Source organism: Roseomonas sp. GC11, assembly GCF_024437745.1.
Lineage (GTDB): Bacteria > Pseudomonadota > Alphaproteobacteria > Acetobacterales > Acetobacteraceae > Pseudoroseomonas.
The window spans coordinates 26,968-52,414 of sequence record NZ_JANFNY010000030.1; the positions used below are offsets into that span (position 1 = coordinate 26,968).

Genomic DNA, 25,447 nt, shown 5'->3' on the forward strand with positions numbered 1-25,447 from the left:
CGCCACGGTGCCTAGGATGATCCCAGTGATCCCACCGCAGGGTCTGCCCGGGCTGTGTCGAGGGCCAGCGCGCCCGAGATCGCAGCCACGGTGCCGCGTGCGGCCCGGGTGATGCCGGCCAGCGTCGCGGAGGCGGTCCCCGTCCAGTCCCCATAGCCGAGCAGCCAGAGCTGAGGCTCGCACGCCGCTCGTCCGTCCGGCCCGACCAGAGCCCGTCCGTCCGCCCCGAGCACGCCGAGCGGCACAAGATGGTCGAGCGCCGGGCGAAAGCCTGTGCACCAGATGATCGCCTGGGCCGGCACGCGGGTTCCGTCGGACCAGACCGCGCCGTCCGCTTCGAGGCGCGCGAAGGGCCGCAGGCTGCGCGTCAGGGCGCCCCGCGCCCGCGCCTCCCGCAGGGGCGGCACCATGACGATGTCACCCAGACCGCCGCGTGGCTCGGGTGGCTGGCGTCCCTCGCGCTCCGCCTGCCAGCGGGCCGTCGCGCGCTCGAACAGGATCCGGCCGTCCACCTCGTCCGGCAGGAAGGTCGGATCGCGCTCCGTCACCCAGGTGGTCCGCGCCACCTTTGACACCTCGGCGAGGATCTGCGCGCCGGAGTTGCCGCCCCCGACCACCAGCACGGCCTGACCAGCGAAGTCCTCCGGCCGCCGGTACTGCGCTGAATGGACCTGCCGGCCCCGAAAGACGCCGCGCCCTGGCACGTCGGGGATCCAGGGCCTGCCCCAGGTGCCTGTGGCGCTGAGGACGGCGCGGGAGTGCCAGGACCGGCCGTCCACGGCCTCGACCCGGAGGCGATCCCCATCGCGCCGCACTGCCGCCACGCGCACGGGGCGCCGCACCGGCAGCGCGTAGCGGGCCTCATAGGCGGCGAGGTAGCTCACCACTGTGTCCCGCGGCGGGTAGCCGCCGCCCTGCGGAGAGGGCATTGGCCAGCCGGGGAGTGAGCTCCATTGCGCCGGCGAGAACAGCGCGAGCGAATCCCAGGCGTGCTGCCATGCGCCACCTGGGGCATCGGCATCGTCGAGAATGACGAAGGACAGGGGCGTTCGGCGGAGGAAGTAGCCGGCCGCGAGCCCCGCCTGGCCGCCGCCGATCACAGCCACGTCGAGCGCTTCCGGCGCGGCCACATCGGGCGCGTCCGTCACCTCGGCGCCGTCCGCGGGAACCAGCGTTGCCCGAGCCGCAGCGCGACGCCCACCAGCAGGATCAGCACCGGGACCTCCACAAGAGGCCCGATGACGGTCGCGAAAGCCACCGGCGAGGCCAGGCCGAAGGCGGCGATGGCCACGGCGATGGCGAGCTCGAAGTTGTTGGATGCCGCGGTGAAGGCGATGGCCGTGGTGCGCGGATAGTCGGCCTCGATCAGCCGCCCCATCCAGAAGGACACGACGAACATGACGAGGAAGTAGATCGCCAGCGGCACGGCGATCCGCAGCGCATCAAGCGGCAGCCGTACCACCTCGCCGCCCTTGAGGGCGAACATGGCGGTGATGGTGAAGAGCAGCGCGCCGAGCGTGATCGGCCCGATGCGCGGCAGGAAGGCCCGCGCATACCAGTCCTCGCCCTTCCGGGCGACCAGCAGGCGGCGCGTCAGGAAGCCAGCCGCGAAGGGCAGGCCCAGATAAAGCAGCACGGCCCCGGCGATGGTGGCGAAGGAGACCTCGACCACACGCCCCTCGAGGCCAAGCCAGGGCGGTAGGACCGAGAGGAAGAACCAGGCATAGGCGCCGAAGAAGAGCAGCTGGAAGAGGCTGTTGAAGGCGACGAGCCCCGCCACGTACTGGCCATCGCCGCGTGCGAGCTGGTTCCAGACCAGCACCATGGCGATACAGCGTGCGAGCCCGATGAGGATCAGGCCGGTCATGTATTCTGGCTGGTCACGCAGGAAGATCACGGCCAGGGCGAACATCAGCACCGGGCCAATGACCCAGTTCTGCATGAGCGAGAGCAGCAGCACGCGGCGGTCGGCGAAGACCTGCGGCAGCGCCTCGTAGCGGACGCGCGCCAGCGGTGGATACATCATCAGGATCAGCCCGACCGCGAGCGGGATGTTGGTCCCGCCCAACGACAGCGCGTCGAGGGCCGCGGGCAGGCCGGGCACCTGCGCCCCCAGCACGACGCCGAGCGCCATCGCGGCGAAGATCCAGAGGGTCAGCCAGCGGTCCAGGAAAGACAGGCGGCGGGGCACGGCGTCGCTCATGCGCGCATCTCCTCCGGACAGCAGGCGGCCAGCGGCAGCGCCGCCTCGATCAGCGGCGCACAGGCCTCCGGCTGTCCGCCGCAGCACTCCTCCACGAGGAAGCCGATCAGGTCACGGACGCCGCCCGCCTCGACAGCGTAGATGACCTGCCGGCTCTCGCGCCGGGACGCGACGAGGCCGGCCCGCGCGAGGATGGCGAGGTGCGTGGAGATGGTGTTGTGGGGGACGCCGAGGCGACGGGCCACCTCGCCAGCGGGAAGACCTTCCGGGCCCTGCCGGATCAGCAGGCGGAAGGCGCGGAGCCGGGTCTCCTGGGCAAGGGCGCCAAGGGCCTCGACGGCAGATGTCTCGTCCATTTGTCGAGAATGGCGGACGGAATGGGGGCGGGCAAGACCGGACATCCCTGTTTCGGCTCCGAGCCTGGGATGGCGTGTGTTTTCCCTTTCCCGCCTTGCGCCGGCCGCCCGGTTCGCGGCGGTCGTGGTCGCGGCGCAGTCACTGGGGCAGATCGGCGCTGTCCTCCTGCCCGCGCTGCTGCAGCATGACCTGGCGGCCCCGCCGGTCGCGCGCCGCCAGTTGCGTCAGCGGTCGGGTACGCGGCACATCCCGGCGCCGCCTTGATCCGCGTGGTGTCTCGGGGGGGCTGTCACCGCCCGCGCCCCACCACGCGGCGGCGAAGCAACCCGAGTGGCACAAGCGCGGTCAGGCCGGTCACCAAAGCCGCAACCAGCGCGGCCCCCGGCCCAACCCCTTCGATCCCCGCCGCGAACAGGAAGGGCGCTCCGGCGCTCAGCACGGTGCGCACCGCGGCAAGCTGGCCGAGCCGGGCGCCATAGCCCGTTGCCCCGAACAGGCTCAGCGGGACGCTGCCGCGCACGATGCTCGACAGGCCCGCGCCTCAGCCGCAGCAGGCGCCACGCTGCCCGTCGGGCACCGCTGCCACCTCCGCCGTCGCGCAGCATGGCGCCTCCGGCGCCAGCGCAGGCTTCGGGTCGCAGCAGATGCCCTGGGGGGTGACGGGCGTGCAGCAGGCAGCCGCGGCGCCCGCCGGTGCGCGGCCGGTCGAGCAGACCCCCGTCTCCGGCAGCACCAGCTCGACCCGGCGCGCCGCCTCGACATCGCCGGCAAGGAAGGCTGCGATCGAGCGAACCTGCTCATGCCCCGTCGCCATCAGAAAGGTCGGCGCGCGACCGTAACTCTTCATGCCGGCGATGTAGAAGCCCCGATCTGGATGGCGCAGCTCGGCCTCGCCATGCGGACGCACCGTGCCGCAGGAGTGCAGGTTCGGGTCGATCAGTGGCGCGAGCGCCGGCGTCGCCTCCACCGCCGGGTCGAGGCCGAGCCGCACCTCCCGCAGGAAGGAGAGTTCAGGGCGAAAGCCGGTCGCGACGATCACCCGGTCGGTCTGGACCGTTGTGATGCGCGCCTCCTGCCGGCCCATGATGGTGAGTTTGCCTTCGGCTTCGGCGATGCGGTCGATCAGGAAGGGCGCGAGGGCGGTGACGGCGCCGGTCTCGACCAGCGCCTGTGCGCGGGCGCCCAACTCGCCCCGCTGCGCGAGCCCGTCCTTGGCGCCACCGCCGAAATTCACCGCCCCGAGCGGCCGGCGGAAGGCCCATAGGATGCGCGTGCCCGGCGCCTCCTTCGCAAGTGCGGCCAGGTCCAGCACGGCGTTCATCGCCGAGTGCCCGGCGCCGACGACGAGCGTCGTACGGCCCGCATAGGTCGCGCGCTCGGTCCCGCGCACGTCAGGAATGCCAGAGGCGAAGCGCGCCGCGTGCTGCGTCTCACCGGGTGCGGGCATGCCGTGGCTGCCGGCGGGGTTCGGCGCATGCCAGGTGCCGGAGCAGTCGATCACCGCGCGCGCCTCGACCGCCCGCACGCCGCAGCAGGTTTCAAGGTGCACCACGAAGGGGGACGTGTCGCGGCCGGCCCCGCCGTGCAGCCGCCCGAAGTCGCGGCGCGCGACGCCCACGACCTTCGAGCCGGTGCGGATGCGCCCGCGCAGCGCCGCCGTCGCGGCCAGCGGGGCGAGGTAGCTGGCGACGAGTTCAGCGCCGGTCGGGTAAAGCGTGGGGTCGGGTGCCGACCACCCCTCGGCCTCGAGCAGCGCCCGCGCTGCGGCATCGGTGTTGAACGCCCAGGGCGAGAACATGCGGACATGGCCCCAGGCCCGCACCGCATGGCCGATATCGGGCCCGGCCTCCAGCACCAAGGGCTCGAGGCCACGGGCGAGGAGCTGCGCGGCGGCGGCGAGGCCGATGGGGCCAGCACCGATCACGACGATGGGTAGGCTGGGTGCGCTCATGGTGATGCTCCTTGATGCATAGAGGGGTAAGGCATCCATGCGCGAAAAAACGCGATTGGGGTCACGTACAGCACGCTCCACCGGAGCGCTGCTCCGCCCGCGCACGGTCGGCGGTGGCGAAGGCGCGGCCGGTGTCCTGCAGGGCGGCGGTCGCCTCCATCCAGGCCTCCAGCGCCACGCGGAAGGCGGCGCGACCGGCGTCCGTCAGCGCATAGACCCGGCGCTGGCGGCCGCCGACGACCTCCTCGGTCGCGGTGACGAAGCCGCCGGCTTCGAACTCGCGGAGCACGGGGTAGATCGTGCCCTCGGTGGGGGAGCAGCAGCCATTGGTAGTGCGCTCGACCAGGCGAGCGATGTCATAGCCGTGCAGCGGCCCGTTGTGCAGGACCCGCAGGATAAAGAACTTGCTCAGGCCCATCTTGATCGTGCCTGCCCAGTAGTCGCGGGAGGCATAGTCGACGCGGGGAGAAGGGGCACGACGGACAGGGGTCATGCCCGGAAGGTATGCATCGACCGTCAATGCATCAAGCTATAAAATGATGACGCTCACCACGCCGCTGGGGCCTTTCGCCCCAGGGCAATAAAAACTGTCTGGTCACCCAGCAGGGCCTGCTCCCGCCGGATAGCCCCCGTGAAGTGCCGGGCAAGCAGCCAGCGGGGCGTGTATCTCAGGGCTGCGTTGCGCAAGGAAAAGCCGATCGCTGAACGGGGCACAAACCAAGAGGCCGTCTTCTGGCTATGCGCCTGGAGCCGGGCGATGCTCGGGCGGAGTTTCGCTTCATGCCGTGCGAGAGCCGAAATCACGCTTCCCTTTTGCAACTCCTGCGCCAACAGGCAGGCCGAAGCCATGGCCATGCCCGCCCCCTGGCCAGAAACCAGGGTAAGGCAATGGGCAGCATCGCCGAGCAGGACCGCACGGCCCTGCGACCATCTGGGACGATCGATCATGGTCAGCGCGTCCAGATAGATCGGTGCCTCCTTGGGCAAGGCATCGATCCATGCAAGGGTATCGGGATGCGCACCCCGGAAGGCCGCCCGCAGCACGCCACGGCGTTCGGTACTTGGGACAAAGCCCGTCTCGCGGGTCCGCCAGACATACAGTGTCGCCAGTTCGCCATCGGCCAGCTGGTAGGTTTCCGCGACACGTCCGGGCTCGACATAGGAGAGGAAGTCCTCGCCCAGGCCCAGGCGGTCAGGGATACGGAATGCGGCCGCGCGATAGCCGAGCGGGCGCTCGAAGCCTGCCTGCTCACCGAAAAGCTGGCGTCCCAGTGAGGATCGCGCGCCATCGGCGCCGATGAGCAGATCCGCTTCGAGCATGCTGCCATCGGAGAGCCAGGCGCGAACCTTGGCCTCATCTTGTTCCAGCCGCACCAGCGTGGTGCCCAGCCGGAGCGCGGTGAAGGGTGCTGCCGCCTCCTGCAGCAGCGCGACGAGTTCGGTGCGCGCCAGGGTCAGCCAGTCGATCCCACGCAACAGATCACGATAGCGCAGGCGGATCAGTTCACGCCCCGCACGGTCACGATAGACGTTCTCGCCGATGTCGCGGCCCATGGGACGCAGGCGCGGCATGAGGCCAAGCTTGTCCACCGCGTGCAAGCCGGGGCCGGAAAGGCCGATCATATAGCCGTCAGAGCGCAGGTCGGATGCCCGTTCGGCGATCGTCACCTGCCAGCCGGCCCGGCCGAGTTGAAGTGCCGCCGCAAGACCGGCAACCCCGGCACCAAGGATGAGGACATGAGGCATCGTCATGGCAGGGATTCCATCCGGGGCATGCGCGGTGTCAGCCAGGGAACAGCAAGAAAGGCGCAGAAGGCCGCCAGCATGAAGACAGGCGCATAACCGAGGGCCTGGGCCAGCAGGCCAGCGCAGAGACCGGCCAATGCAGCCAGCAGGGCATCGGCGCATTGCAGCAGAGTGAAGTCCACGCCGGGCTGGTGCCCATCCGCCCAATGCATCATGGCCGCGTAGAGGGCGACGAAGCCCATGGCGCCGAACAGGCCAAGAGCCAGGGCGAGGGCGGCCATGACGGCAGGGCTGGGCGCGCCGCCCAGGGTGGCCGCCGCGATGAGCGCGAAGATGAGGCCCTGGACGGCCAGCGCGCCCCGCATCACGCGGGCGGGTCCGAAGTGGCTGGCGAGGGCGCCAGCAGCCAGCGCGCCCGCCAGACCCACCGCGGTGCTGCCCACTCCATTGAGCCAGCCCTGCGCCGCCAGCGAAAGGCCTGCATCGACCAGCAGCGCGGGTGCCAGGGGCAGGGCGAGGCGCAGCCCCGCCTGCATCAGCACAACCCGCCCCAGCCCCTGGCGCAGCGCGGGCCGGGCCAGGGCATGCCGCAGGGCAGGACGCGGCGGTGACACGCCCCGCCCGCGCGGCGCCTCGGCAATCAGCGCCAGCGGAAGGGCGGCCAGGCCCAGGACCAAGGCCAGCAGCGCGACGGCCATCCGCCATCCGGCGAAGGCCGTGACGACCAGCGAGAGCCCGCCCCCCAGCATCATGCCGAGATAGGCACCGCCGATCTGGACCGTATTGCCCCAGCCCCGTGCAGAAGGCGGCAATTGCTCGATGGCGAAGGCATCGCAGGCGATGTCCAGCGTGGCCGCGACGAGCATGGCGGCCGCAAGCAGGATGAAAACCCGGCCGGGCGTGAAATCGGCGACGGCCATGACCAGGAGCAGAAAGACAGCCATGCCCTGCCCGGCAAGGATGATGGCCCGCGAACGCCGCCGGCCATCCGGCGCGAGGCGCAACCGCTCCACCATCGGCGCCCAGAGGAATTTCAACGCCTGCGGCAGCATCATCAACGAGAGGAGGCTGATCAGTTCCAGGCCCTGCCCCTGTTGCCGCAGGATGGCAGGGAGTGCCTGGAAGGCGAGACCGCCGATGACCGATTGGCCAAGATACAGCCCACCGATCGCAAGTAGCACGCCGCCCGCGGAGGCGGCCTTGGCGGGAGGGCGCATCAGAACCCCTTCACCACACGGAAGCCGACCTCGCGGCCCGCGCCAAGCTGATAGGCATTGCCCAGCACCGTGCCGGTGGCGAACCCGTAGGTGGTGTAGCGCTGATCCGTGAGATTGTTCGCATAGACATGCACGGCCAGCTTGTCAGCGGCCTGCCAGGACAGGCCGGCGTCGAACAGTGTATAGGCACCCTGGCTGACGGTATTGGCCTCGTCATAGAAGGTCTTGCCGATATGGCTCAGGCCCGCCCGAGGCAGCAGCTGGCCCCATTCGCCCGGCAGGTCGATGACGTAACTGGCCTCCAGGCGCCCCGTGATCTTGGGCGCATAGGCGGGTGCATGGCCTTTGTAATCCGCCCCCGTGCCCGTGGGGTCACGGTAGGAGACGAATTCCGTATGGTTCAGCCCGAGCCCGCCCGCCAGGCGCAGGGAGCGCGTGAGCCAGGCGCTGGCACTGAGGTTCAGGCCATAGGACTCCACATCGCCCACATTCTGCAGATACTGGATGGGCTGCGTGCCGATGAAGGCCTGGTAGCCGTGGGTATAGCTGTAATATCCGCTGGCCGAGGCCTCGAAGCGCCCACCGAGGAAGCGGCCGCGCAGGCCCGCTTCGAGATTGTCGGTGCGGGCATGTGAGAAGTCATAGGCGAAGTTGTAGGGCGTGACGGTACGGGTGAAGCCGCCCGACTTGAAGCCGCTGCTGTAGAGCGCGAAGGCGCGCAATTCGTCGGTCAGCCTGTAGCCCAGCGCGATCTTGGGCGAGAGAGCCGCATCCTGCCGGCCCCCGCGCAGGTCGACAAAGCCATGGGCCGAGGCTTCGGTGTCGATCACATCGAAGCGCAGGCCGGTGGTGATGTCGAGGCGGTCGGTGACATGCCAGATGGTTTCACCATAGAGCGCATAGGATTGCAGGGTCTGCCTGGAAACCTGGCCGGGGATACGCCGCTCGAAATCCACATGCTGATAGTAAAGGCCGGCCACGTAGTCGAGCGCCCGGCCATGCCCGGGCGAGCTGGCAAGGCGCAGCTCCTGGCCGAAGGTCTTTTGCGCCTCAGGGCTATAGTAGCCCTGGATGGTGCGGTTGAGGTCACGGTCCTGCCAGTGGGTGATGCTGGCGATGGTCGCGCCGCCCAGGTCATAGCTGGCATTCAGGCCAAGGCTCGTCGTCGCGAGACGATAATGGGAATCATAGGGCAAGGCCTTGCGGTCGCCGAGCTGCGAGCCCAGCACATATTGCTCCTCGGCCGAGTTCCGGATGGCGCGCGCGGCGCTGAGCATCACGTCCCACGGGCTGCCGGCCGGTGCGTAGCGCAGGCGGACCTGACCGGTGGCATCGCGATTGCCGCCGAGATCGTCGCTGCCATTCGCGTCGCGGTAGCGGCCCACTTCCTGCCGCGTGCTGAGCGCGAGATCGCCGAACAGGGCGCCGGGCACGAGGGGCGCGTTGAGCAGCACCCCGCTTTCACGTTGCCTGTTGCTCAGCCCGCCCGTCAGCGTGGCGCTCCAACGGTCTTCCGGCCGGCGCGTGACAATGTTCAGCACGCCGCCAACCGCGCCCGCCCCATACAGCGTGCCCTGCGGTCCATAGAGCGCCTCGACATGATCCAGCTGCAACGGCAGGAGCTGGCTCGCCAGGGCGAAATCCTGCGGCACGCCATCCACGAGCACGAGGACCGAGGGGTTGTAGAAATCCGACGAGGTCTGGCCGCGCATGGTCAGGTTGGAATAGGCGGTGGAAGAGCGCGGGCGGATCAAGGTGTCGGGGAATACGCGGTCGAGCTGGTCGACCGCGGTAATGCCGCGGGCGGCGAGGCTTTCGGCCTCCTCCACCATCACCGTGCCATCGACATCCTGCAGATCCTGCGTGCGCTTGCCACCACTGACCTCGATGGGGGGCAGGAGATGCGGGGACGAAGGTGGTTCCTGGGCCTGGCCATTGACCGGAGCAGCAAGGCAGGCGAGTAGCGCCATGGCGGGCAGGTAGTGGGGCGGGTGGCGGGACATCTGGCAGCACTCCGGGCAATCTCGGGACCAGCACCCGACTAGGCGGGGCAGCCTTCCCGCTCCACCCGAAGCGGGACCGCGGCAGCCGGAATCGGGACTTTCATGCCCACGGCCTTACATGATATTGATAATCGTTCTCAATAAATCGGAGCGTCCCCATGCCGCTCAGCACCCCCCAGCTGGATCTGCAGGAGCGCGGACTTCGCCACGCCCAGCCCACCGCCAAGCCGTGCACGCTCATGTCGGAACTCCAGAGTCGCGCGCCGGCACCCAATCAGTATCAGGGGCTCTGCCACCGGGTCGGGATCCGGCCGGGCTTCGATCTGACCCTCTACGATTTCATCATGACCCATGGCTTCCCCGAAGGGGGTTCCATGGAGCCAGGCCTGACCGTGACGGTGTTGTTCGATGGCAAGGGCAGAGGGTTCCTCGCGCAACCGGGGCGGCCCATGTCGGATATCGCCATCCCCTATGCCGGCGGCATGACCTATCTGTGCTTCGGGGAAAGCTTCATCCATGGCCGCAGCCAATTGCCGCCGGCGGCACCCTTCCGCGCCGTTGAACTGCGCCTTTCGCTCGACTTCCTGGAGAGCATCGGGATGCGCGAGGTCTTCCGCCAGGCGGGGACGGGCCACCCCATTTGCCATGTGGCGCTCGATCAGGTCTGGATCGGCCTTCTGGCAACCCCAGCCGCCATGGCGGATGCGGCGGCCAGCCTGCTGCGCCTTGGGGTCACAGGGAGCGCCAATGATCTGTTGGTCGAGAAAGGGGCTCTGGAATTGTTGGTGGCAGGCATGGCGCTCATGCACGCACCGCCCCGCGCCATGGTGCCTGCCTCCCGCGGGATCGGCGGCCTGCAGCGGGCGCAGGAACTGGTCACCGCGAAGCCGGAAGAACCCTGGACCATCCGGCTTCTGGCCAGACGCGTCGGGTTGAACGAGAAGCAGCTCAAGCAAGGCTTTCGTGCACATTTCGGCACGACGGTGAATGGCTGCGTCCAGCAGGCACGGCTGCAAAAGGCCTATCGACTGCTGACGGAAAACCGCGTCAGCGTGGTGGAGGCGGCATTGGCTGTCGGTTATGCCAATCCCAGCCACTTCGCACGGCTATTCCGCACCCGCTTCGGCATGGCTCCCTCAGCGCTCTTGCGCCTTGGCTGCACATGAAACTCTCGCTTGGTCGTCTCTTCTGAGCTTGCTGCGCTTATGTGGACACGATGACGCAGGCCCGACCTGCCACTGGAACCGCCGCTGCCATCTTGTCCGGAATAACAGCGCCTTTCAAAATCTGGAAAAGCGGCAGGCCTGCACAGATTTGAAGGCCATGGCGAAGTCTCTGCTTCCAGACGAACTCTGGCCGGTCATTGAGCCACTGTTGCCGTGGAGTTGCCCAAGTCGAAGGGGGCGACCGGCTGTACCGCCCTGAGCAGCATCCTCTTCGTGCTGCGCTCTGGCATTCCATGGGAGATGCCGGCGCAGGAGATGGGCTGTGGATCCGGCGTCACCTGCTGGCTGTGGCTGCGCGACTGGCAGGCAGCTGGTGTGTGGGACCGGCTGTATCAGGCGTTGCTGTGCCGCTTGCACCAAGCGGACCGGATTGACAGGAGCCATGCCTGCATGGGCAGCGCATCCATCGCAGCAAAAAGGGGGCGCTGGGGGACTATCAGGAATTTATGGGATGGCCCGCCATTCATTCGGGCACTGGTGCCAAGCCCTCGAGAGCGGAGCGCACAGCAGTGAGGATGGCCGACCGCCTTTCCCCCGCCACGCGTGGGCTGATGGCCGCCACCGAAACGGCGGCCACCACACGTCCCGCAATATCCCGGATCGGCACGCCGATGGCGGTCATGCCTTCGAGCACGCGCCCGTCGTTCAAGGCATAGCCAAGAGTTTTCGCCTCCTCGATCATCTGGCGCACCACGGCACTGTCCAGCCCGAACTCGGGATAGAACCGGGCATTGGCTTCCAGGGCCGCATCCATCTCAGCGGAGGGAAGGAAGGCCAGCAGGGCGAGGCTGCCCGCGCCGATACCAAGCGGGCGCCTGCTGCCCACTTGCAGCGTCATGGTTCGGATGGGGAAGGAACCCTCTTTCCGCGCCAGGCAGAGCGACTGGTTTCCTCGCCGCACCGACAGCATCACGGTGTCGCCGGTTTCATCGGCGATCCTGTTGAGAGCCTGGTCAAAATGCTCGGTGAAGGAGAACCCGCTGGTGGCACTGGCGCTGAGCGCGTGAATGCCGGGTCCGATCCGGAAGCGGCGCTCCTTGGCATCGCGTTCGAGCAACCTTTCACCGACCAGCGCCATCAGGAGCCGATAGGCCGTTGTGCCATTCAGGGAGAGGTCGCGCGCAATGTCGGGAGCGGTAACGCCAGCCTGACCATAGCGGGCAACCGCCCGCAGTGCGGCGGCAGCCCGTTCCACACTTTGGGCGCCGGAGACTTTTTTCCCCTGGGGCATGCTCTTCCTCTATTTTCATATTATGAATAAATAAATTCATTAATTGACATTTTGGTCAAGCATCCCCGATCCTGGCTGCGAAGCCGCCTCAGAGCGGATGCCATCACGGGGGAATATGTCCGATGCGAAAGCTCTGGGCTGGCGTGCTCGCCAGTTGCCTGGCCATGGCTGCGATGCCTCTGCCGGCAACGGCCCAACTCCAGTATCCTGAACGCCCGGTCCGCACGATCGTCCCCTACGAGGCGGGAGGCGCGACGGATATCATGGCCAGATCCATGGCAGACCGCCTCGCGCAGGCTTTCGGCCGGCCCTTTGTCATCGAGAACCGGCCGGGTGGAGGCGGCACGCTGGGAACCGTGCTGGCGGCGCAATCTGCGCCCGATGGCTACACGCTCTTCCTCGGTCAGGTCTCGTCGCACGGCATCGCCCCGAGCCTCTATGCCCGCCTGCAATATGATCCCTTGGCCGATTTCGTGCCGGTTGGCCGGATCGGATCGATCCCCAATGTACTCGTGGTCAAGGCCAGCAGCCCCTATCGCAGCGTGGCCGACATCGTCGCCGCTGCCCGCCGCCAGCCAGGGCGGCTGACCTTCGCATCCGCCGGCAACGGAACCTCGATCCACCTGACGGGCGAGATGTTCAAGGCCAGGACTGGCACTGACATGCTGCATGTCCCCTTCAAGGGTAGCGCCTCGGCGCTGGCCGCCCTGCTCGGCGGGCAGGTGGACATGATCTTCGACAACCTGCCTTCTTCCCTGCCTCATATCCGATCGGGCGGCCTGCGGGCGCTGGCGGTGTCCTCGGCGGAGCGCAATCCTGCACTGCCCGACATCCCGACACTGCGCGAGATCACCGAAGTGCCGGAGTTGAAGGATTTTGTTGCCGTCGCCTGGAATGGCGTCCTGGCCCCGCGGGGCACGCCCGAGCCAATTGTCCAGAAGCTCAACGAGGCCATGAATGAGATCCTGGCCTCAGACAGCTTCCGGAGCACCCTGGCAGGCTTTGGCGCCACGCCCGATATCAGCACCCCGCCAGCATTCCGCAGCTTCATCGAGGCGGAGATTGCCAAGTGGGGAGGCGTGGTGCGCGAGGCTGGAGCCCGCGTCGAATGAATTCCCCCGGCTCCCGGGCAAAACCCAAGCCTCGCGTGCAAGGTTGCGCTGATATCGGGCGGCGGAATCCTGGGGCACGCCTCGCATCGGTGGGCTGGGGCCGGCGCCCGCGTGCCAGGTGCCTCTCCGTGCAGGCCCTCCGCAAGCGGGGCGCGCAGTGCCCCACCGGCAAGACGGGCGACGCCTGGAATGGTGCCAACGCGGCTCTTCATCCCACCAGCGACGAGGCTGCCTGTGTGGTGGGCAGCGAATTCCTCGCCGATGGCGGGATCACCACACGCTTTCAGGGAAGCTGAACCGTGTTCCCCATAGATTTCTTCTTCCGTGCCGCGCGCCAGCACCCGGCGCGCCCTGCCATCATCTCGCCTGAGGGCACGCTGACCTATGCGGCGCTCGAACGCCGTGTGCGCTCGGCAGCCGCGGGTATGCTGCGCATCGATCCCCGCCCAGGGGAGAGGGTCGGCATCTGCGCGGGCAACAGCGCCGACCATGTGGTCGCGCTGTTGGCCACGCTCGCCGCCGGAAAAATCTGGGTGCCCGTCAATCCGCGCAACGGCAATCCTGAACTCAATACCATCCTCGCCACGACGGAACCCACCATCCTGGTGTTCGACAGGGCCAACATGGCCAGGCTGAACACCGGGCGGGCTGCGGTGCTGCTGCTCGGGCATGGCGCCGGTGATGAAAGCCTCGCCCGGGTCGAGGAGCGCCACGCGGAGGCCCGCCTTCCTGCTTTCGACCTGCCACCCGAGGCAACCCAGGCCATTAAGTTTACAGGCGGCACCACAGGAATCCCCAAGGGCGTGATGCAGCCCTACCGTGCCTGGAACACCAATATCGTCACGCAGATCTTCAGCTATGGCCTCCGCCAGGAGGACAGCTTTCTCGCGGTGGCGCCGGTGACGCATGGCACTTCCACCTATCTGCTGCCCTTCCTGGCCTGTGGCGCGAGCCTGGTCTTCCCTGACAGCACGAAACCCGCGGCGATCCTGGACGCCATTCAGCGCCACCGCATCACCATGACCTGGATGCCACCCACATTGCTCTATGCGGTCATGGCCGAACAGGTGGCCGCACCGCGTGATACGGCTTCGCTGCGCTACATGGTCTGGGGCGGTGCGCCGATGCGGCCGGAGATGGTCCGCCAGGCCCAGATGATCTTCGGGCCCATCCTGGCCACGACTTATGGCCAGACCGAGGCCCCGCAAATCGCAACCTTCATGCCCCCCGCCGACCTTGTCGGGCCTGCCCGCATGGGCTCGGTGGGCAGGGCCTCGCTGCTCTCCCAGATCGGCATCCTGGATGCCGAGGGACGGCCCCTGCCGGATGGCGAGGTCGGCGAGGTCTGTATCCGTGGCGATCTGCTGATGACCGGCTACTGGCGCCTGCCGGAGAAGACGGCTGAGGCCCTGCGGGGCAACTGGCTCTGGACCGGCGACCGTGGCGTGCTGGACCCGGATGGGTTCCTCTCCCTCAAGGATCGCTCGCGGGATCTCATCATCACCGGCGGCTTCAATGTCTACCCCTCGGATGTCGAGAATGCCCTGGGGCACCATCCCGCCATTTACGACTGCGCCGTGGTCGGGCTGGACGATCCCAAATGGGGCGAGGCCGTGCATGCCGCCGTGCAGCTTCGCCCCGGGGCGCGGGCCAGCGAGGCCGAGATCATCAGCCATGTGAAGGCGCTTTTGGATTCCGTGAAAGCCCCCAAGGCGGTCCACATCTTCGAGGACCTACCCCGGAGCAGCGTTGGCAAGGTGCTGAAAACCGACCTTCGTAACCAGATCGAGCACCGCATCAAGAGCCTTGAGCTTGCGGCAGGAGAGAAAAAGAACCCATGAGTGCCCAGAAAAAGCCGACGACGTATCTCTGCAAGCACTATCAGGACGCCATCTATTACCGGGACAAAAATCTGGTCGAGGACCTTCTGGGCTCCTCTGGCTTCATGGCCGTGGCGTCCCGGCAGATCCTGGGGCGCGACCTCCCCGCCGAGCATCTGGCGATGGTCGAAGCCGTCATGATCGCCGTCATGGAGCATGGTTTCACCCCCAGTGCCATCGCCGCCCGTTCCATCTACATGAGCTCACCCGAGAACATGCAGGCAGGCGTCGCGGCCGGCCTGCTCGGGGTTGCCTCGCAGTTCGTCGGGACGATGGAGAATTGCGGCGCCTATCTCGTCGGCCTGGCGAAGCTCTCCCCCATGGAGCAGGAGGCGGCCGGGCGCGAGTTGATTGCCGGGCACCGGGCGCAGCGGCGCCCCCTGGCTGGTTTCGGGCATCATCTGCATAGCCCCGATGACCCTCGGGCCATGCGGCTTCTGGAGATGTCACGGGAACGTGGCGTGGCGGGGCCGCATCAGGAGGCGCTGCTGCGCCTTTCCCCTCTGGTGGACGAGGCATATGGCCGCCACCTCACCATCAACGCCACGGGCTCAGCCGCAGCGATTTTCGCTGATGTCGGTATCCCTGTCGCCGTGATGCGGGGCTTCGCGATCATTGCCCGGGCCGCGGGCCTGGTGGCGCACATGGCCGAAGAGCAAAGAGAGCCCACAGGCCGCTATATCTGGGACCTCGTGGATCACGACATCCCGTTTGCCGAGGATTTGAAATAGCTGATTCTTTCCCGAAATGCGTTTCGCAACAGCTTAGTTAACTGCTGGACGAGGCCCCCGGGGGGGAGCGTCCGTGGCAGTGATGGAAATTCCGGCCTCGGCCGGGGTGTAAGGCTTGGGGCGCGATCGGATCTGGCGGCTAGGGTGGAGTTGCGAGGCTCCCACCCCTGGCCGACCGAGGACACGATGACCGAGGACAGACTGCCAATGGCAGACCGATGCTCTCGCTTTCGTGGCATCACACGGGCCCATTCGCCTGGGCCAAACTTGGCGTGCGGATTTGAACGGTTTCCGTTGCCCGTTCAACGCAGGCCGAGCCGCGCCATCTTCTTGATCAAGCCGGGGCGGGAGATACCCAGGCGCCGCGCCGCCTCCGACTGGTTGCCGCCGGTCTCCATCAGCACCTCGCGCAGCATCCGGGCCTCCAGCGCCGCGATGGCTTCCTCCAGCCGCCCAGGCGCGGCCGGTGTGGCAGACGAGGCCGCATCCATCTCCTCTCCCTCGCCGGCGGCGAAGCGGAGCAACGCGGCATCCACCATCCCTTCCGGCCCCGCGAGTGCCGCGGCCGTTTCCACAAGAGCCCGCAGTTCGCGCACATTGCCAGGCCATTCGCGCGCAGCGAGCCAGGGGGTGGCATCGGTTGCCAGCCTGATCCCGGGGGCCGCGCGGCGCAGGAAGGTGGCGGCGAGGATCGCCACATCCTCCCGCCGCTCCGCCAGCGCGGGTGTGCGCAGAATGAAGCCCTTCAGGCGGAAATAAAGATCCTCGCGGAATTCTCCCGCGGCCACCATCGCCTCAAGATCGCGATGTGTCGCGGCGATGACGCGCAGTTCAGCCCGGCGCGGCTCGCGCGCGCCCACGGGCAGGAAGGTGCCGTCGTTCAGGAAGCGCAGCAGCTTCACCTGCATCGCCGGTGGCATCTCGCCAATCTCGTCCAGGAAGAGCGTGCCGCGATGCGCGGCTTCCACCAGCCCAGGACGGTCGCGATGCGCACCGGTGAAGGCGCCCTTGAGATGGCCGAAGAGTTCGCTCTCCAGCAGTTCCGCCGGCAGCGCGCCGCAATGCACCGGCACGAAGGGGCCGCCGCGCCGCGGGCCGCTGCGGTGCAGGGCCTGTGCCACCAGCTCTTTCCCCGTCCCGGTGGGGCCGAGGATGATGAGCGGCAGGGAAGTAGGCCCCAGGCGCCGGATCGTCTCGCGCAGGCGCGTGAGGGCGGGGCTGCGGCCGATCAGGCCGAGATCCCCAGACCCCGCAGCCCCGGTGCGCCACTCGGCCAGTTCGCGCCGCAGCCGCGCCACACGGATCGCGCGCTCGACCGCGAAGCGCAGCAGCTCCGGCTCCACCGGCTTGGGGAGGAAGTCCCAGGCCCCGGCCTCCACCGCGCGCAGCGCCAGCTCATGCTCGGCATGCGCGGTCAGCACGATCACGGGCACGGCGGCAAAGCGCGGGAGCAGATCGAGCCCGGCCTCGGGCACCAGCCGCGGCGGCATCACCAGATCGAGGATCACCACCTCCGGCTCCGCCGCGGCGAAGCGCGCCGTGGCGCTCTCCGGATCGGCGGCGAGGTCAACATGGTGCCCAAAGCCTTCCAGCCAGGCGCCGGCCATGCGGCGGAAGGCCGGCTCGTCATCCACCAGCAGGATACGGCCGGCGATTTCCTGCGTCATGCGGCCTTCTCCCCAGTGTCGCGCGCGGTGGCCGGCAGGGTGAGAACGAAGCAGCTTCCCCAGCCTGCAAGCGGCTCCAGACCTGCCGTCCCGCCATGCGCCTCCATCACCTTGGCGGCGATCGCCAGCCCGAGGCCCGTTCCGCCCGGCGTGCGGGAGACGAAGGGCTGGAAGAGCCGGTCCCGCAATTCCGCCGGCACGCCCTGGCCGTCATCGGCGACGAGCAGGCGCAGCGCGCCATCCGCTGCCTCCTCCGCATCCAGCAGGGCGCAGGTCGCGCCGGGCGCGGCACGGGCATTGTCGAGCAGATTGCCCAGCGCCTGCCGCAGCCGGCCCGGATCGGCCCGCACCGGCAGTGGCGCATCCAGGCCGGGCCCGAAGCGGACCGGGAATTCGCCCTGCACGGCCGCACGCGCGAGATCGGCGAGGTCCATCGGAATGGGTTCGACGCGCCAGGGCCTGGCATAATCCAGCAGATCGGCGGAAAGCCGCGTGATGCGGGCAATCTGCTCGCGGATTTCCGCCCGCGCTGCCGGTGGAGCCGTGGCGGCCGCCATGGCGATGATGTTCAGCGGGTTGCGGATGTCATGCGCGACCGTCGCCGCGAGGGCGCCCAGTTCCGCGAGCCGTGCCGCCTGCGCCTGCTCCCGCGCCTGTCTGGCCAGTTCGGCGGCCCGGTCCAGCCGCGCGGCTTCATCGGACAGGAGGGTGGCGAAGACCATCCCGAGTTGCCGTGGTCCGGGCGGAGCGGCCTCCCAGCCATCCAGCTCGGTCCGGCGGGCACCGTGCGCGTCGCGATGCAGGCGCAGCCGGGGGGCGGTCGGATCCTGGGCTGGCGCGGCGCCCGCGAGCACCTCGACCGGCATGCGGAGCCGCGCCGAGAGCAGGCGCGCGGCTTCCTCCGCCAGCGCGGTCTCGGTGGCGCAGCGGGCGAGGGTGGAGCGCCAGGCGGAGAGCACCGCCTCCGTCACCTAGCCGCCGGGATAGATGAGGCGCTCCGCCAGCCAGCGCACCGGGCCGCCCAGGGCGAGGAAGGCCAGCGCCGCGACAGCGCCGGAAGCCACGCCGGAAGCCACCGGGCCCAGCGCGGCGAAACCCGGAGCGGCGGAAGCACCGGCGACGACGAGCGCCCCGACCGCGCCGAGCAGTGTCCAGGCCAGGGCACGGCGCGCCCAGGCATTGGCCACCAGCACGCGGTAGCGCAGGACGCCGTAGACGAGGATCAGCGGGTAGAGCGGCAGGCCCAGCAACGGCCAGGGGTAGAGATCGAGCCGCAGCGCGGCGGCCGCGTAGCCCGCCATGCAGGCGGCGCCCCAGCCTGAGGAGGCCGCGACCGCGAGCACCTGCCGGCGGGCGAGCCCGCGCGCGACCATGCCGGCCCGCAGCAGCACGAGCGTGCCGAGCGCGGCAAGACCACCCCACGCCACGCTCGCCAGCCATCCCACCTTATTGGGCGTGGCGACGAAGGGCAGACCCGCATAGGGGCCGAAGCTGCCCGGCACGATCAGCAGGGCCAGCAGGGATGCGCCGCCGCCGGCCAGATAGGCCGCCGCGATCTTCCCGCGGGATGTGCCCCGCCCGGTGAAGGCCAGGGCGAAGTGCAGGAAGACCGCCGAGGTGAGCGGCGCGGTCGCGAGCAGGGCGAGGCCGGCCCGCTCCGCCCCTGGGCCGAGAAGTGCCGGCAATTCATTCCCGAGGATCCAGGCGGACACGCCGAGGAGGAACAGCACGAGCCGCCTGGCCCCAGGCACGCGGGCCGCATGCCGCGCCAGCACCGCCGCCAGCAGAAGGGAGCCAAGGAGCGCGAGGACAAGGCTGACGTGGATGGCCATACGGGATTCGGGGCAAGGGCCGGGCCAGCTTCGCCGGCCCTGGGAACAGACTGGCAGGGGGGCAGGGGGCTGTAAACGCGGTTTACAGGAGACGCCCCGAACCTGACTCCACCAGCAACAGGGGGAGGCTAAAGCGATGTATTTTTTTAATTTTATCAAATACTTAGAAAGAATTCTTTCCCTGGCATGCCCTGTGCGCAGAACCGCCTGCCAATCCCGGCAAAGGAGGTTCTCCCGTGATCACCTGGATCGAACTCGGCATTGCTCTCACGCTGACCCTGGCGGCAACGCTGACCGTCGCGCGCATCATGTGGCGGCCGCTCTATGGCGTGCTGGAACTCGTCTGCCACGGCGCGGTGCCCGCGCGCTTCTGGACGACCTTCGCCTCTGTCATGCTCGTCTGCGGGCCGCTCTTCCTGGTGTGCTTCGCGGCAGGCCGGGCGGAAACGCTTGCCGCCTTCATCCGGCAGGCTGTCTATCTCTGCTCGCTCGGGCTGATCGGTGCCTTTGGCATCATGGGCCTCGCGGTGGCCACCTGCGTCCGTCCGGCGCGGCCTGAGAGGGCGCCGCAGGGCAGCACCCCGGGCGCTGAGCAAGCGGAGTGAGGCGGCCATGCGGATTCTGCTGCTGGGCGCCCGTGGCTTCCTGGGTGGCCGCATCGCCGCCCGGCTGCGGGAGGCGGGCCATACGGTCCTCGACTTCGGCCGCCGCGATGCCGACCTCTCCCGCGCGCAGCCCTCCACCTGGGCGGAGCATCTTTCCGGGGTGGATGCGGTGGTGAATGCGGCCGGCATCCTGCGCGGTGACCTCGATGGCATTCACCACCGCGGGCCGGCCACGCTCTTCGATGCCTGCGCGGTGGCGGGCATTGCCCGGCTGGTCCAGATTTCCGCGCTGGGCGCCGCGCCAGACGCACCGACGGCCTTTCTGCGCACGAAGGGAAGGGCCGATGCCCATCTGCTGCGCCTGCGGCGGGAGGCTGGCAGGGCAGGGTGGTGCGTGCTCCGCCCCGCGTTGGTGGTGGGGCGCGGCGGGGCGAGCACGGGGCTTTTCGCGGCGCTCGCCGCGCTGCCATGGCCGGCGCGGCTGGGCGGCGGGCCATGGCAGGTCCAGCCCCTCCATGTCGAGGACCTCGCCGCCGCTGTGCTCTCCCTGCTGGAGCACCCGCTGCCTGTGCCGGATGGCCTCGATCTGGTCGGGCCAGAGGCCATGAGCACGGATGCGCTGACCTTGGCCCTGCGCGATTGGCTGCGCCTGCCGGCCCGCCGCTTCGTCGCCGTGCCGGGCGCGGTGCTCCGCCTGGCCGCCAGCATGGGCGCGATCCTGCCCGCCTCACCCCTGACCCCCGACACGCTGGCGATGCTGCGGAACGGCAGCACCGGTGATCCGCGCCCCGCCATGGAACGGATAGGCTGGCAGGCACGCCCGCTGGCACAGGCCCTGGCCATGGAGCCGGCCACCCCGGCGGATCGCTGGCACGCGCGCCTGCTGCCCCTGCGCCCGGCCCTGCGCGGCGCCCTGGCGGTCGTCTGGATCGGTTCGGGCGTGGTGCCCCTGCTGTTCACACCGCCAGCGTTCAACGCGGCCCTCCTGGCAGGTCTTGGCCTGCACGGGATGTCCGGGCAGGCCGTGCTGCTGGCCGGGGCTCTGCTCGATATCGCGGTGGGACTGGCTTTTCTACGGCCACGCCACACGGGGCTGGCCGGCGCCCTGGCCATCGCCATGACACTCGCCTTCACGCTCCTGGCGAGCATCGCGGCACCGGAGATGTGGGCCCATCCCTTCGCGCCGCTGCTGAAGAACCTCGCCATGATCATGGCCACGCTGGCCCTGCTGGCGATGAGGGACTGAGCGATGGATCTCTATCTCCTTCTGAAATGGGTCCATGTGCTGAGCTCAACCGTGCTCTTCGGCACGGGTCTTGGCACCGCCTTCCACGGATGGATGGCAACCCGCAGCGGAAACCTGCAGGCGATGGCCATCTCCGGCCGGAACGTTGTCATCGCCGACTGGATCTTCACGACACCCGCCGTGATCCTGCAGCCTGTGACGGGCCTGCTCCTGGCACAGCGGGCGGGCTTCGGGCTGCGTGATTCCTGGCTTCTGGGCTCGATCATGCTCTACGTGCTCGTTGGCGCCTGCTGGCTGCCTGTCGTGTGGCTGCAAATCCGGATGCGCCGCCTGGCCGAGGAGGCCGCCACGGCCGGCTCACCTCTGCCGCCTCTCTATCATCGCTATGCCGCATTCTGGTTTGGCCTGGGCTGGCCCGCTTTCCTGGGCGTGGCCGTGATCTTCTGGCTGATGATCGCGAAGCCGGCGCTGTGGTAAGAAAGCCATGCGAAAGTCAGAGCCTGGGCCGCTCTCACTGGGCCGCTCTCACTGGGCCGCTCTCACTGGGTCGCTCTCACTGGGCAGTTCGAGGACGTCTCCCAGCAGGCAGCGAGCCGTCCGCGCCGGGCAGCTGGATCTCGAAGCAGGCGCCACCCTGGCCCGGCAGCAGGCGGATGCTCCCGCCCGCCGCCTCCAGCCGGGCGCGGGCGATCGGCAGGCCCAGCCCGCTGCCGCCCCGCGCCCGTGCCGTGGTGAAGAAGCGCTCGAAGATCCGCCCGGCATGGCCGGGGGAAATGCCGGGCCCGCTATCGGACACCCGCAGCACCGCCCCGCCCGCCGCCGGCCCCCAGGTGATCCGCGCCTGGGCCTGCGGCCCGGCATGCTGGCGTGCATTGTCGAGCAGCAGGACCAGCACGGCGCGCAGTGGCTCGGCCCCGATCCGGACCCAGAGTGGCGCCGCCGGCGCCTCGAGCGCGACCGGCAACCCCGCCTGCCGGGCCGTGGTCGCCGCCACCTGCACGACGGCGCCGACCTCGCAACGCGCCTCTGCGGCCGGTGGCGGCGCCTCGGCCCGGGCCAGTTCCAGCAACTGGCGCACCAGACGGTCCAGCCGCTGCACATCGGCCATGGCCTGGGCCAGGAAGCGATCGCGCTCCGCCGGGGTCATGGTCGCGCCATGGTCCTGCAGCAGTTCCAGCCCGCCGCGCAGCGCCGCCAGTGGCGTCTTGAACTCGTGGCTGACCTCCACCGCGAAGCCGCCGATATACTCCGCCCGGCGCTCCAGCGTCGCGGCCATGGCCTGGATCGCCTCCCGGAGTTCGTCCGCCTCGCGCACCGCGCTGGCCCGGAGGCGCTGCGGCGGCCGGCGCGCGCCCCCGGCGACCGCCCGCGCCTGCGCCGCCACGGCCTGGATCGGCCGCGCCACGGCATAGCCGATGAACAGGGCCAGCAGTGCCGCCCCTGCCAGCACCGCCAGCACCAGCGCGGCCACCTCCGCCCGTTTGCCCCAGAGCACCTGCCCCAGGCTGGCCGGCGTGCGGGAGAGCAGGACGGCACCGATCACCGCCCCGTCCTCCAGCACCGGTTGCGCCACGAAAACCCGCAGGCCGGCGCTGCGGCTGATGGAATCCACCGCGGCCGGGGGCGAGGTGGAAATCCGCCGGCGCAGCACCGCCGCCTCGCGCCCGGCCAGGGCGGCGGCCACCTCCTCCTGCCCCAGCAGCGACAGGCCCTGTTCCTCGCGGCTGCTGGCCACCACGATGCCCTGGGCATCCAGCACCCGCATGCCGGCCAGGGTGATGCGCTGCGCCTCCTGCAGCACGGGCTGCAATCCCTGGGCGGCGGCCAGGGCGCGCGGTATGGGCGGCTGCGGCGGCACGGTGGCGGGCGGCGGCACCGGCAGCACCGGGTCGCGCGCCAGGTCCAGCCGCGGCAGGCGCGGCGCCCAGCCGGACGCCCCAAGGGGCGCCATCCCGGTGGGCGGCCCGGTTTCCGCCGCGCGCCAGGCGGCGTGGTAGGCGGCGCCGATCACCGCCGCCTGGGCCACCAGTTCGCTCTCGGTCTGCCGCACCAGGGCGCTTTCATACAGCCGCAGCAGCCAGAGCCCGCCGAGCGGCAGCGCCAGCAGCAGCAGATTGGCCAGCAGCAGCAGGCTGCGGATGCGCGGCTTGCGGCGCAGCCAGGCCGGCAGGGCCACGCGCTCAGCCGCCCTGGACCGGCAAGACGCGGTAGCCCATGCCATGCACCGTGCCGATCGGCTCCGCGCCCAGCGCGGCGAATTTGGCGCGGATGTTGCGGATGTGGCTGTCCAGCGTCCGGTCGCTGACCACGCGGCGGTCGGGATAGGCCACGTCCATCAGCATGTCGCGGGTGAAGACGCGGCCGGGCTGCGCCGCCATGCTGCGCAGCAGGGCGAATTCGGTGACCGTCAGCGGCACCGGCTGGTCCTGCCAGAAGGCTTCCAGCCGCTCCGGATGCAGGCAGAGCGGGCCATGCCGCAGCGGCGCCTCAGGGGGTGGAAGCGCGGGGGAGGGCGCCTGCGGTGGCGGTGCCATCTCGGCGGCGCCGCGCCGCAGCACGGCGCGCACCCGCGCCACCACCTCGCGCGGGCTGAAGGGCTTGGTCACGTAGTCATCGCCACCCAGCTCCAGGCCCAGCACCCGATCCAGCTCGTCATCCCGGGCGGAGAGGAAGATGACCGGGGTCGCCGCCTCCCGCCGCAGGTGGCGCAGCAGGTCGGTGCCGCTCATCTCCGGCATCATCACGTCGAGGATCAGCAGGTCGGGCCGCTCGCGGGCGAAGGCCTCCAGCGCGGCCAGGCCATCGGCGGCCTCGGCGGTGGCGAAGCCGTCGCGCGCCAGGGCGAAGCACAGCACGCTGCGGATATGGGGATCGTCATCGACGACCAGGACCTTCGGCATGGCCTCCTGCACAGGGTCTGCACAGCATGTCCTTGGCGGTTGCAAGGCGTTTCCGTCAAGGCTGCATGCCGCCGCGCCAGGATGCCCGCCTTGCCACCGCGACGAGGCGCATCATCATGACCGAGACCCTTCCTTCCCTTTCGCCATTGCGGCGCGGCCTGCCCGGCCCCGGCAAGCTCGGCGCCCTGGCCGTGCTGCTGGCCGTGCTGCTGGTACCCACCCTGATGATCGGCGATGTGATCGGGGAACGCGAGGCGCGGCAGCAGGAGGTGCAGCGCGAGATCGCCCGCAAATGGGGGGCGGCGCAGATGGTGCATACGCCCGTGCTGGTGGTGCCTTATCGCGCCCTCCGGCCGGTGGCGGGCGAGGCCTCCAGCCCAGGCCCGGGCCAAGCCCAGCACCAAGCCCACAACCAAACGCAGGGTAACCTGCTGCTGCTCCCCGCCACGCTGCGCGCCGAGGCGGTACTCAGCCCGGCATCGCGGCAGCGCGGCCTGTTCAGCGCCACCGTCTATACCGCCGCCACGGTGATGGAGGGTGAGTTCCTGCTGGGCAACCCCGGCATGCCGGAGGGCGAGATCCTGTGGGATGCGGCCTATGTCATGGCCAGTTCCACCGACCTGCGCGACCTGCCCGCTGCGACGCCTCTGCAATGGGATGGCGCCAGCCTGGCGCCGGAGGTGATGCTGGCGGAGACGCGCAGCTGCCCCCAGGCACTGCGCTGGCCGGTGCGGCTCGCCGGGCCGCCAGCGGCGGAGCAGCGCATTCCCTTCCGGTTGCAGCTGGATCTGCGCGGCACGCAGCACTTCGGCCTGCGCGCCGCCGCCGCCCGCGCTGAGGTCACCGTCTCCGCCCCCTGGCCCACGCCGGGTTTCGCCGAGGCCCTGATGCCGGACAGCATCGAGAACGACGCCGATGGCTTCAGTGCCCGCTGGGTGACAGCCCAACAGGGCAACCTTCTACGGCGCAGCCCGGACCCTTGCATGGCCCTGACTCAAACGGGCGCTGAAGCGGCCGGCGTGACGCTGCTGGAGCCGGTGCCGACCTACCGCATGGTCAACCGCACGGCGAAATACGCGCTGCTCTTCCTGGTGCTGGCTTTCACCACCTATCTGCTTTTCGAACTGCTGGCCCGGCTGCGCATCCATCTGGTGCATTACGGATTGCTGGGCTGCGCCGTGGTGCTGTTCCCGCTCCTGCTGCTGGCGCTGGGGGAACCGCTGGGCTTCGGCACCGCCTATCTGATCAGCGCCCTGGCGGTGGCGGCGCAGACCACGCTCTTCACCGCGGGGATCACGCGCTGGGGGCTCGGCCTGGTCTTCGGCGGCGTGCTGGCCGCCCTCTATGGCGTGCTCTACATCGTGCTGGGGCTGGAGAGCTACGCCTTGCTGGCGGGCTCGCTGCTGCTCTTCGCGGTGCTGTCGCTGGTGATGGCGGTGGCCCGGCGCGTGCCGTGGGAAAGTCTCAATGGGGCGGATGCTTGCCAGCCGGCACAGCCGGGCCAAGATCGGGGGCATGCACAGACCCCCGATTGATCGCT

General features: G+C 69.4%; 24 protein-coding genes and 1 pseudogene. 10 read left to right on the forward strand and 15 right to left on the reverse strand.

The features are described 5' to 3' along the window. Nucleotides 1-11: 11 nt before the first annotated feature. From NON00_RS11355 to NON00_RS11395, 9 genes are all read right to left on the reverse strand, one after another. Nucleotides 12-1,148 carry an ArsO family NAD(P)H-dependent flavin-containing monooxygenase gene (locus NON00_RS11355; RefSeq protein ID WP_256020824.1) on the reverse strand — a complete coding sequence of 379 codons (1,137 nt, stop codon included), beginning with the start codon at nt 1,146-1,148 and terminating at the stop codon, nt 12-14. Next, nucleotides 1,145-2,203 (reverse strand): ACR3 family arsenite efflux transporter, encoded by a 1,059-nt coding sequence (gene arsB, locus NON00_RS11360; RefSeq protein ID WP_256020827.1) that lies wholly within the window; start codon nt 2,201-2,203, stop codon nt 1,145-1,147. Before arsB ends, NON00_RS11355 begins: the two co-directional genes overlap by 4 nt. After that, nucleotides 2,200-2,559 (reverse strand): helix-turn-helix transcriptional regulator, encoded by a 360-nt coding sequence (locus NON00_RS11365; protein WP_256020830.1) that lies wholly within the window; start codon nt 2,557-2,559, stop codon nt 2,200-2,202. Before NON00_RS11365 ends, arsB begins: the two co-directional genes overlap by 4 nt. 290 nt (nt 2,560-2,849) lie before the next feature. Next, a complete protein-coding gene (locus NON00_RS11370) occupies nt 2,850-3,080 on the reverse strand; it encodes a hypothetical protein (protein WP_256020835.1) in 231 nt (76 codons plus the stop codon). Nucleotides 3,081-3,101: 21 nt separating this feature from the next. Continuing rightward, nucleotides 3,102-4,550, reverse strand: a complete 1,449-nt coding sequence (locus NON00_RS11375) for an FAD-dependent oxidoreductase (protein ID WP_256020838.1) — start codon at nt 4,548-4,550, stop codon at nt 3,102-3,104. Between the two features lie 22 nt (nt 4,551-4,572). Further along, the gene (locus NON00_RS11380) at nt 4,573-5,004 is read right to left on the reverse strand and encodes a PadR family transcriptional regulator (protein WP_256020841.1); all 432 of its coding nucleotides are present in this window, start codon (nt 5,002-5,004) and stop codon (nt 4,573-4,575) included. Between the two features lie 53 nt (nt 5,005-5,057). After that, a complete protein-coding gene (locus tag NON00_RS11385; protein ID WP_256020844.1) occupies nt 5,058-6,263 on the reverse strand; it encodes an FAD-dependent monooxygenase in 1,206 nt (401 codons plus the stop codon). Beyond that, complete coding sequence (locus tag NON00_RS11390; RefSeq protein ID WP_256020847.1) at nt 6,260-7,474, reverse strand: MFS transporter; 1,215 nt, start codon at nt 7,472-7,474, stop codon at nt 6,260-6,262. Before NON00_RS11390 ends, NON00_RS11385 begins: the two co-directional genes overlap by 4 nt. Beyond that, nucleotides 7,474-9,477 (reverse strand): TonB-dependent receptor, encoded by a 2,004-nt coding sequence (locus tag NON00_RS11395; RefSeq protein WP_256020850.1) that lies wholly within the window; start codon nt 9,475-9,477, stop codon nt 7,474-7,476. The genes NON00_RS11390 and NON00_RS11395 overlap by 1 nt, the downstream gene beginning before the upstream one ends. 158 nt (nt 9,478-9,635) lie before the next feature. Here NON00_RS11395 and NON00_RS11400 point away from each other — a divergent pair, with 158 nt between their 5' ends. Together NON00_RS11400 and NON00_RS11405 are read left to right on the forward strand one after the other, a co-directional pair. Further along, on the forward strand, nt 9,636-10,643 hold the full coding sequence (locus NON00_RS11400; protein WP_256020853.1) for an AraC family transcriptional regulator: 1,008 nt from the start codon (nt 9,636-9,638) through the stop codon (nt 10,641-10,643). A 157-nt stretch (nt 10,644-10,800) separates the two neighbouring features. Further along, nucleotides 10,801-11,126 (forward strand): annotated as a pseudogene (locus tag NON00_RS11405) (transposase); the annotation flags it as partial. Nucleotides 11,127-11,166: 40 nt separating this feature from the next. Here the strand turns inward: NON00_RS11405 and NON00_RS11410 are convergent. After that, nucleotides 11,167-11,934, reverse strand: coding sequence for an IclR family transcriptional regulator (locus NON00_RS11410; RefSeq protein ID WP_256020856.1), 768 nt, complete (start codon nt 11,932-11,934; stop codon nt 11,167-11,169). Nucleotides 11,935-12,056: 122 nt separating this feature from the next. Here NON00_RS11410 and NON00_RS11415 point away from each other — a divergent pair, with 122 nt between their 5' ends. The 4 genes from NON00_RS11415 (at nt 12,057) to NON00_RS11430 (ending at nt 15,657) form a co-directional block, all read left to right on the forward strand. Further along, a complete protein-coding gene (locus NON00_RS11415) occupies nt 12,057-13,046 on the forward strand; it encodes a tripartite tricarboxylate transporter substrate binding protein (protein WP_256020860.1) in 990 nt (329 codons plus the stop codon). A gap of 128 nt (nt 13,047-13,174) precedes the next feature. Next, complete coding sequence (locus NON00_RS11420) at nt 13,175-13,342, forward strand: hypothetical protein (RefSeq protein ID WP_256020863.1); 168 nt, start codon at nt 13,175-13,177, stop codon at nt 13,340-13,342. 3 nt (nt 13,343-13,345) lie between these two features. Further along, a complete protein-coding gene (locus tag NON00_RS11425) occupies nt 13,346-14,887 on the forward strand; it encodes an AMP-binding protein (RefSeq protein WP_256020866.1) in 1,542 nt (513 codons plus the stop codon). After that, entirely contained in the window at nt 14,884-15,657 is a 774-nt protein-coding gene (locus NON00_RS11430; RefSeq protein WP_256020869.1) for a citryl-CoA lyase, read from the forward strand. Before NON00_RS11425 ends, NON00_RS11430 begins: the two co-directional genes overlap by 4 nt. A gap of 302 nt (nt 15,658-15,959) precedes the next feature. On the opposite strand, the gene NON00_RS11435 is transcribed toward NON00_RS11430, so the two are convergent. Genes NON00_RS11435 through NON00_RS11445 form a run of 3 tightly spaced genes read right to left on the reverse strand, consistent with a single transcriptional unit; the run spans nt 15,960 to nt 19,156 of the window. Then, a complete protein-coding gene (locus tag NON00_RS11435) occupies nt 15,960-17,324 on the reverse strand; it encodes a sigma-54 dependent transcriptional regulator (RefSeq protein ID WP_256020872.1) in 1,365 nt (454 codons plus the stop codon). After that, entirely contained in the window at nt 17,321-18,295 is a 975-nt protein-coding gene (locus NON00_RS11440; protein ID WP_256020875.1) for a HAMP domain-containing sensor histidine kinase, read from the reverse strand. The genes NON00_RS11435 and NON00_RS11440 overlap by 4 nt, the downstream gene beginning before the upstream one ends. Then, the gene (locus NON00_RS11445; protein WP_256020877.1) at nt 18,296-19,156 is read right to left on the reverse strand and encodes a histidine kinase N-terminal 7TM domain-containing protein; all 861 of its coding nucleotides are present in this window, start codon (nt 19,154-19,156) and stop codon (nt 18,296-18,298) included. Between the two features lie 236 nt (nt 19,157-19,392). Between NON00_RS11445 and NON00_RS11450 the strand changes: the two genes are divergently transcribed. The 3 genes from NON00_RS11450 to NON00_RS11460 are packed head-to-tail and all read left to right on the forward strand — an operon-like array spanning nt 19,393 to nt 21,484. Continuing rightward, on the forward strand, nt 19,393-19,761 hold the full coding sequence (locus tag NON00_RS11450) for a hypothetical protein (protein ID WP_256020880.1): 369 nt from the start codon (nt 19,393-19,395) through the stop codon (nt 19,759-19,761). A gap of 7 nt (nt 19,762-19,768) precedes the next feature. Continuing rightward, complete coding sequence (locus NON00_RS11455) at nt 19,769-21,007, forward strand: SDR family oxidoreductase (protein WP_256020883.1); 1,239 nt, start codon at nt 19,769-19,771, stop codon at nt 21,005-21,007. A 3-nt stretch (nt 21,008-21,010) separates the two neighbouring features. Continuing rightward, entirely contained in the window at nt 21,011-21,484 is a 474-nt protein-coding gene (locus NON00_RS11460) for a DUF2269 domain-containing protein (protein ID WP_256020887.1), read from the forward strand. 76 nt (nt 21,485-21,560) lie between these two features. Here NON00_RS11460 and NON00_RS11465 read toward each other — a convergent pair whose 3' ends face one another. Continuing rightward, nucleotides 21,561-23,183 (reverse strand): HAMP domain-containing sensor histidine kinase, encoded by a 1,623-nt coding sequence (locus NON00_RS11465; RefSeq protein ID WP_256020890.1) that lies wholly within the window; start codon nt 23,181-23,183, stop codon nt 21,561-21,563. Nucleotides 23,184-23,187: 4 nt separating this feature from the next. Beyond that, nucleotides 23,188-23,907 carry a response regulator transcription factor gene (locus NON00_RS11470; RefSeq protein ID WP_256020893.1) on the reverse strand — a complete coding sequence of 240 codons (720 nt, stop codon included), beginning with the start codon at nt 23,905-23,907 and terminating at the stop codon, nt 23,188-23,190. A gap of 116 nt (nt 23,908-24,023) precedes the next feature. Between NON00_RS11470 and creD the strand changes: the two genes are divergently transcribed. Continuing rightward, nucleotides 24,024-25,442 (forward strand): cell envelope integrity protein CreD, encoded by a 1,419-nt coding sequence (gene creD, locus NON00_RS11475; protein ID WP_256020895.1) that lies wholly within the window; start codon nt 24,024-24,026, stop codon nt 25,440-25,442. The last annotated feature ends 5 nt before the right edge of the window (nt 25,443-25,447 follow it).

Excerpts from the sequence above, each read along its gene's own strand:
- NON00_RS11460 (WP_256020887.1), top strand. The coding sequence starts at position 21,011 with ATGGATCTCTATCTCCTTCTGAAATGGGTCCATGTGCTGAGCTCAACC.
- NON00_RS11375 (WP_256020838.1), bottom strand. The coding sequence starts at position 4,550 with ATGGATGCCTTACCCCTCTATGCATCAAGGAGCATCACCATGAGCGCA.
- NON00_RS11470 (WP_256020893.1), bottom strand. The coding sequence starts at position 23,907 with ATGCCGAAGGTCCTGGTCGTCGATGACGATCCCCATATCCGCAGCGTG.
- NON00_RS11435 (WP_256020872.1), bottom strand. The coding sequence starts at position 17,324 with ATGACGCAGGAAATCGCCGGCCGTATCCTGCTGGTGGATGACGAGCCG.
- NON00_RS11430 (WP_256020869.1), top strand. The coding sequence starts at position 14,884 with ATGAGTGCCCAGAAAAAGCCGACGACGTATCTCTGCAAGCACTATCAG.
- NON00_RS11390 (WP_256020847.1), bottom strand. The coding sequence starts at position 7,474 with ATGCGCCCTCCCGCCAAGGCCGCCTCCGCGGGCGGCGTGCTACTTGCG.
- creD (WP_256020895.1), top strand. The coding sequence starts at position 24,024 with ATGACCGAGACCCTTCCTTCCCTTTCGCCATTGCGGCGCGGCCTGCCC.
- NON00_RS11395 (WP_256020850.1), bottom strand. The coding sequence starts at position 9,477 with ATGTCCCGCCACCCGCCCCACTACCTGCCCGCCATGGCGCTACTCGCC.
- NON00_RS11455 (WP_256020883.1), top strand. The coding sequence starts at position 19,769 with ATGCGGATTCTGCTGCTGGGCGCCCGTGGCTTCCTGGGTGGCCGCATC.
- NON00_RS11400 (WP_256020853.1), top strand. The coding sequence starts at position 9,636 with ATGCCGCTCAGCACCCCCCAGCTGGATCTGCAGGAGCGCGGACTTCGC.
- NON00_RS11380 (WP_256020841.1), bottom strand. The coding sequence starts at position 5,004 with ATGACCCCTGTCCGTCGTGCCCCTTCTCCCCGCGTCGACTATGCCTCC.
- arsB (WP_256020827.1), bottom strand. The coding sequence starts at position 2,203 with ATGAGCGACGCCGTGCCCCGCCGCCTGTCTTTCCTGGACCGCTGGCTG.
- NON00_RS11365 (WP_256020830.1), bottom strand. The coding sequence starts at position 2,559 with ATGGACGAGACATCTGCCGTCGAGGCCCTTGGCGCCCTTGCCCAGGAG.
- NON00_RS11410 (WP_256020856.1), bottom strand. The coding sequence starts at position 11,934 with ATGCCCCAGGGGAAAAAAGTCTCCGGCGCCCAAAGTGTGGAACGGGCT.
- NON00_RS11415 (WP_256020860.1), top strand. The coding sequence starts at position 12,057 with ATGCGAAAGCTCTGGGCTGGCGTGCTCGCCAGTTGCCTGGCCATGGCT.
- NON00_RS11445 (WP_256020877.1), bottom strand. The coding sequence starts at position 19,156 with ATGGCCATCCACGTCAGCCTTGTCCTCGCGCTCCTTGGCTCCCTTCTG.
- NON00_RS11385 (WP_256020844.1), bottom strand. The coding sequence starts at position 6,263 with ATGACGATGCCTCATGTCCTCATCCTTGGTGCCGGGGTTGCCGGTCTT.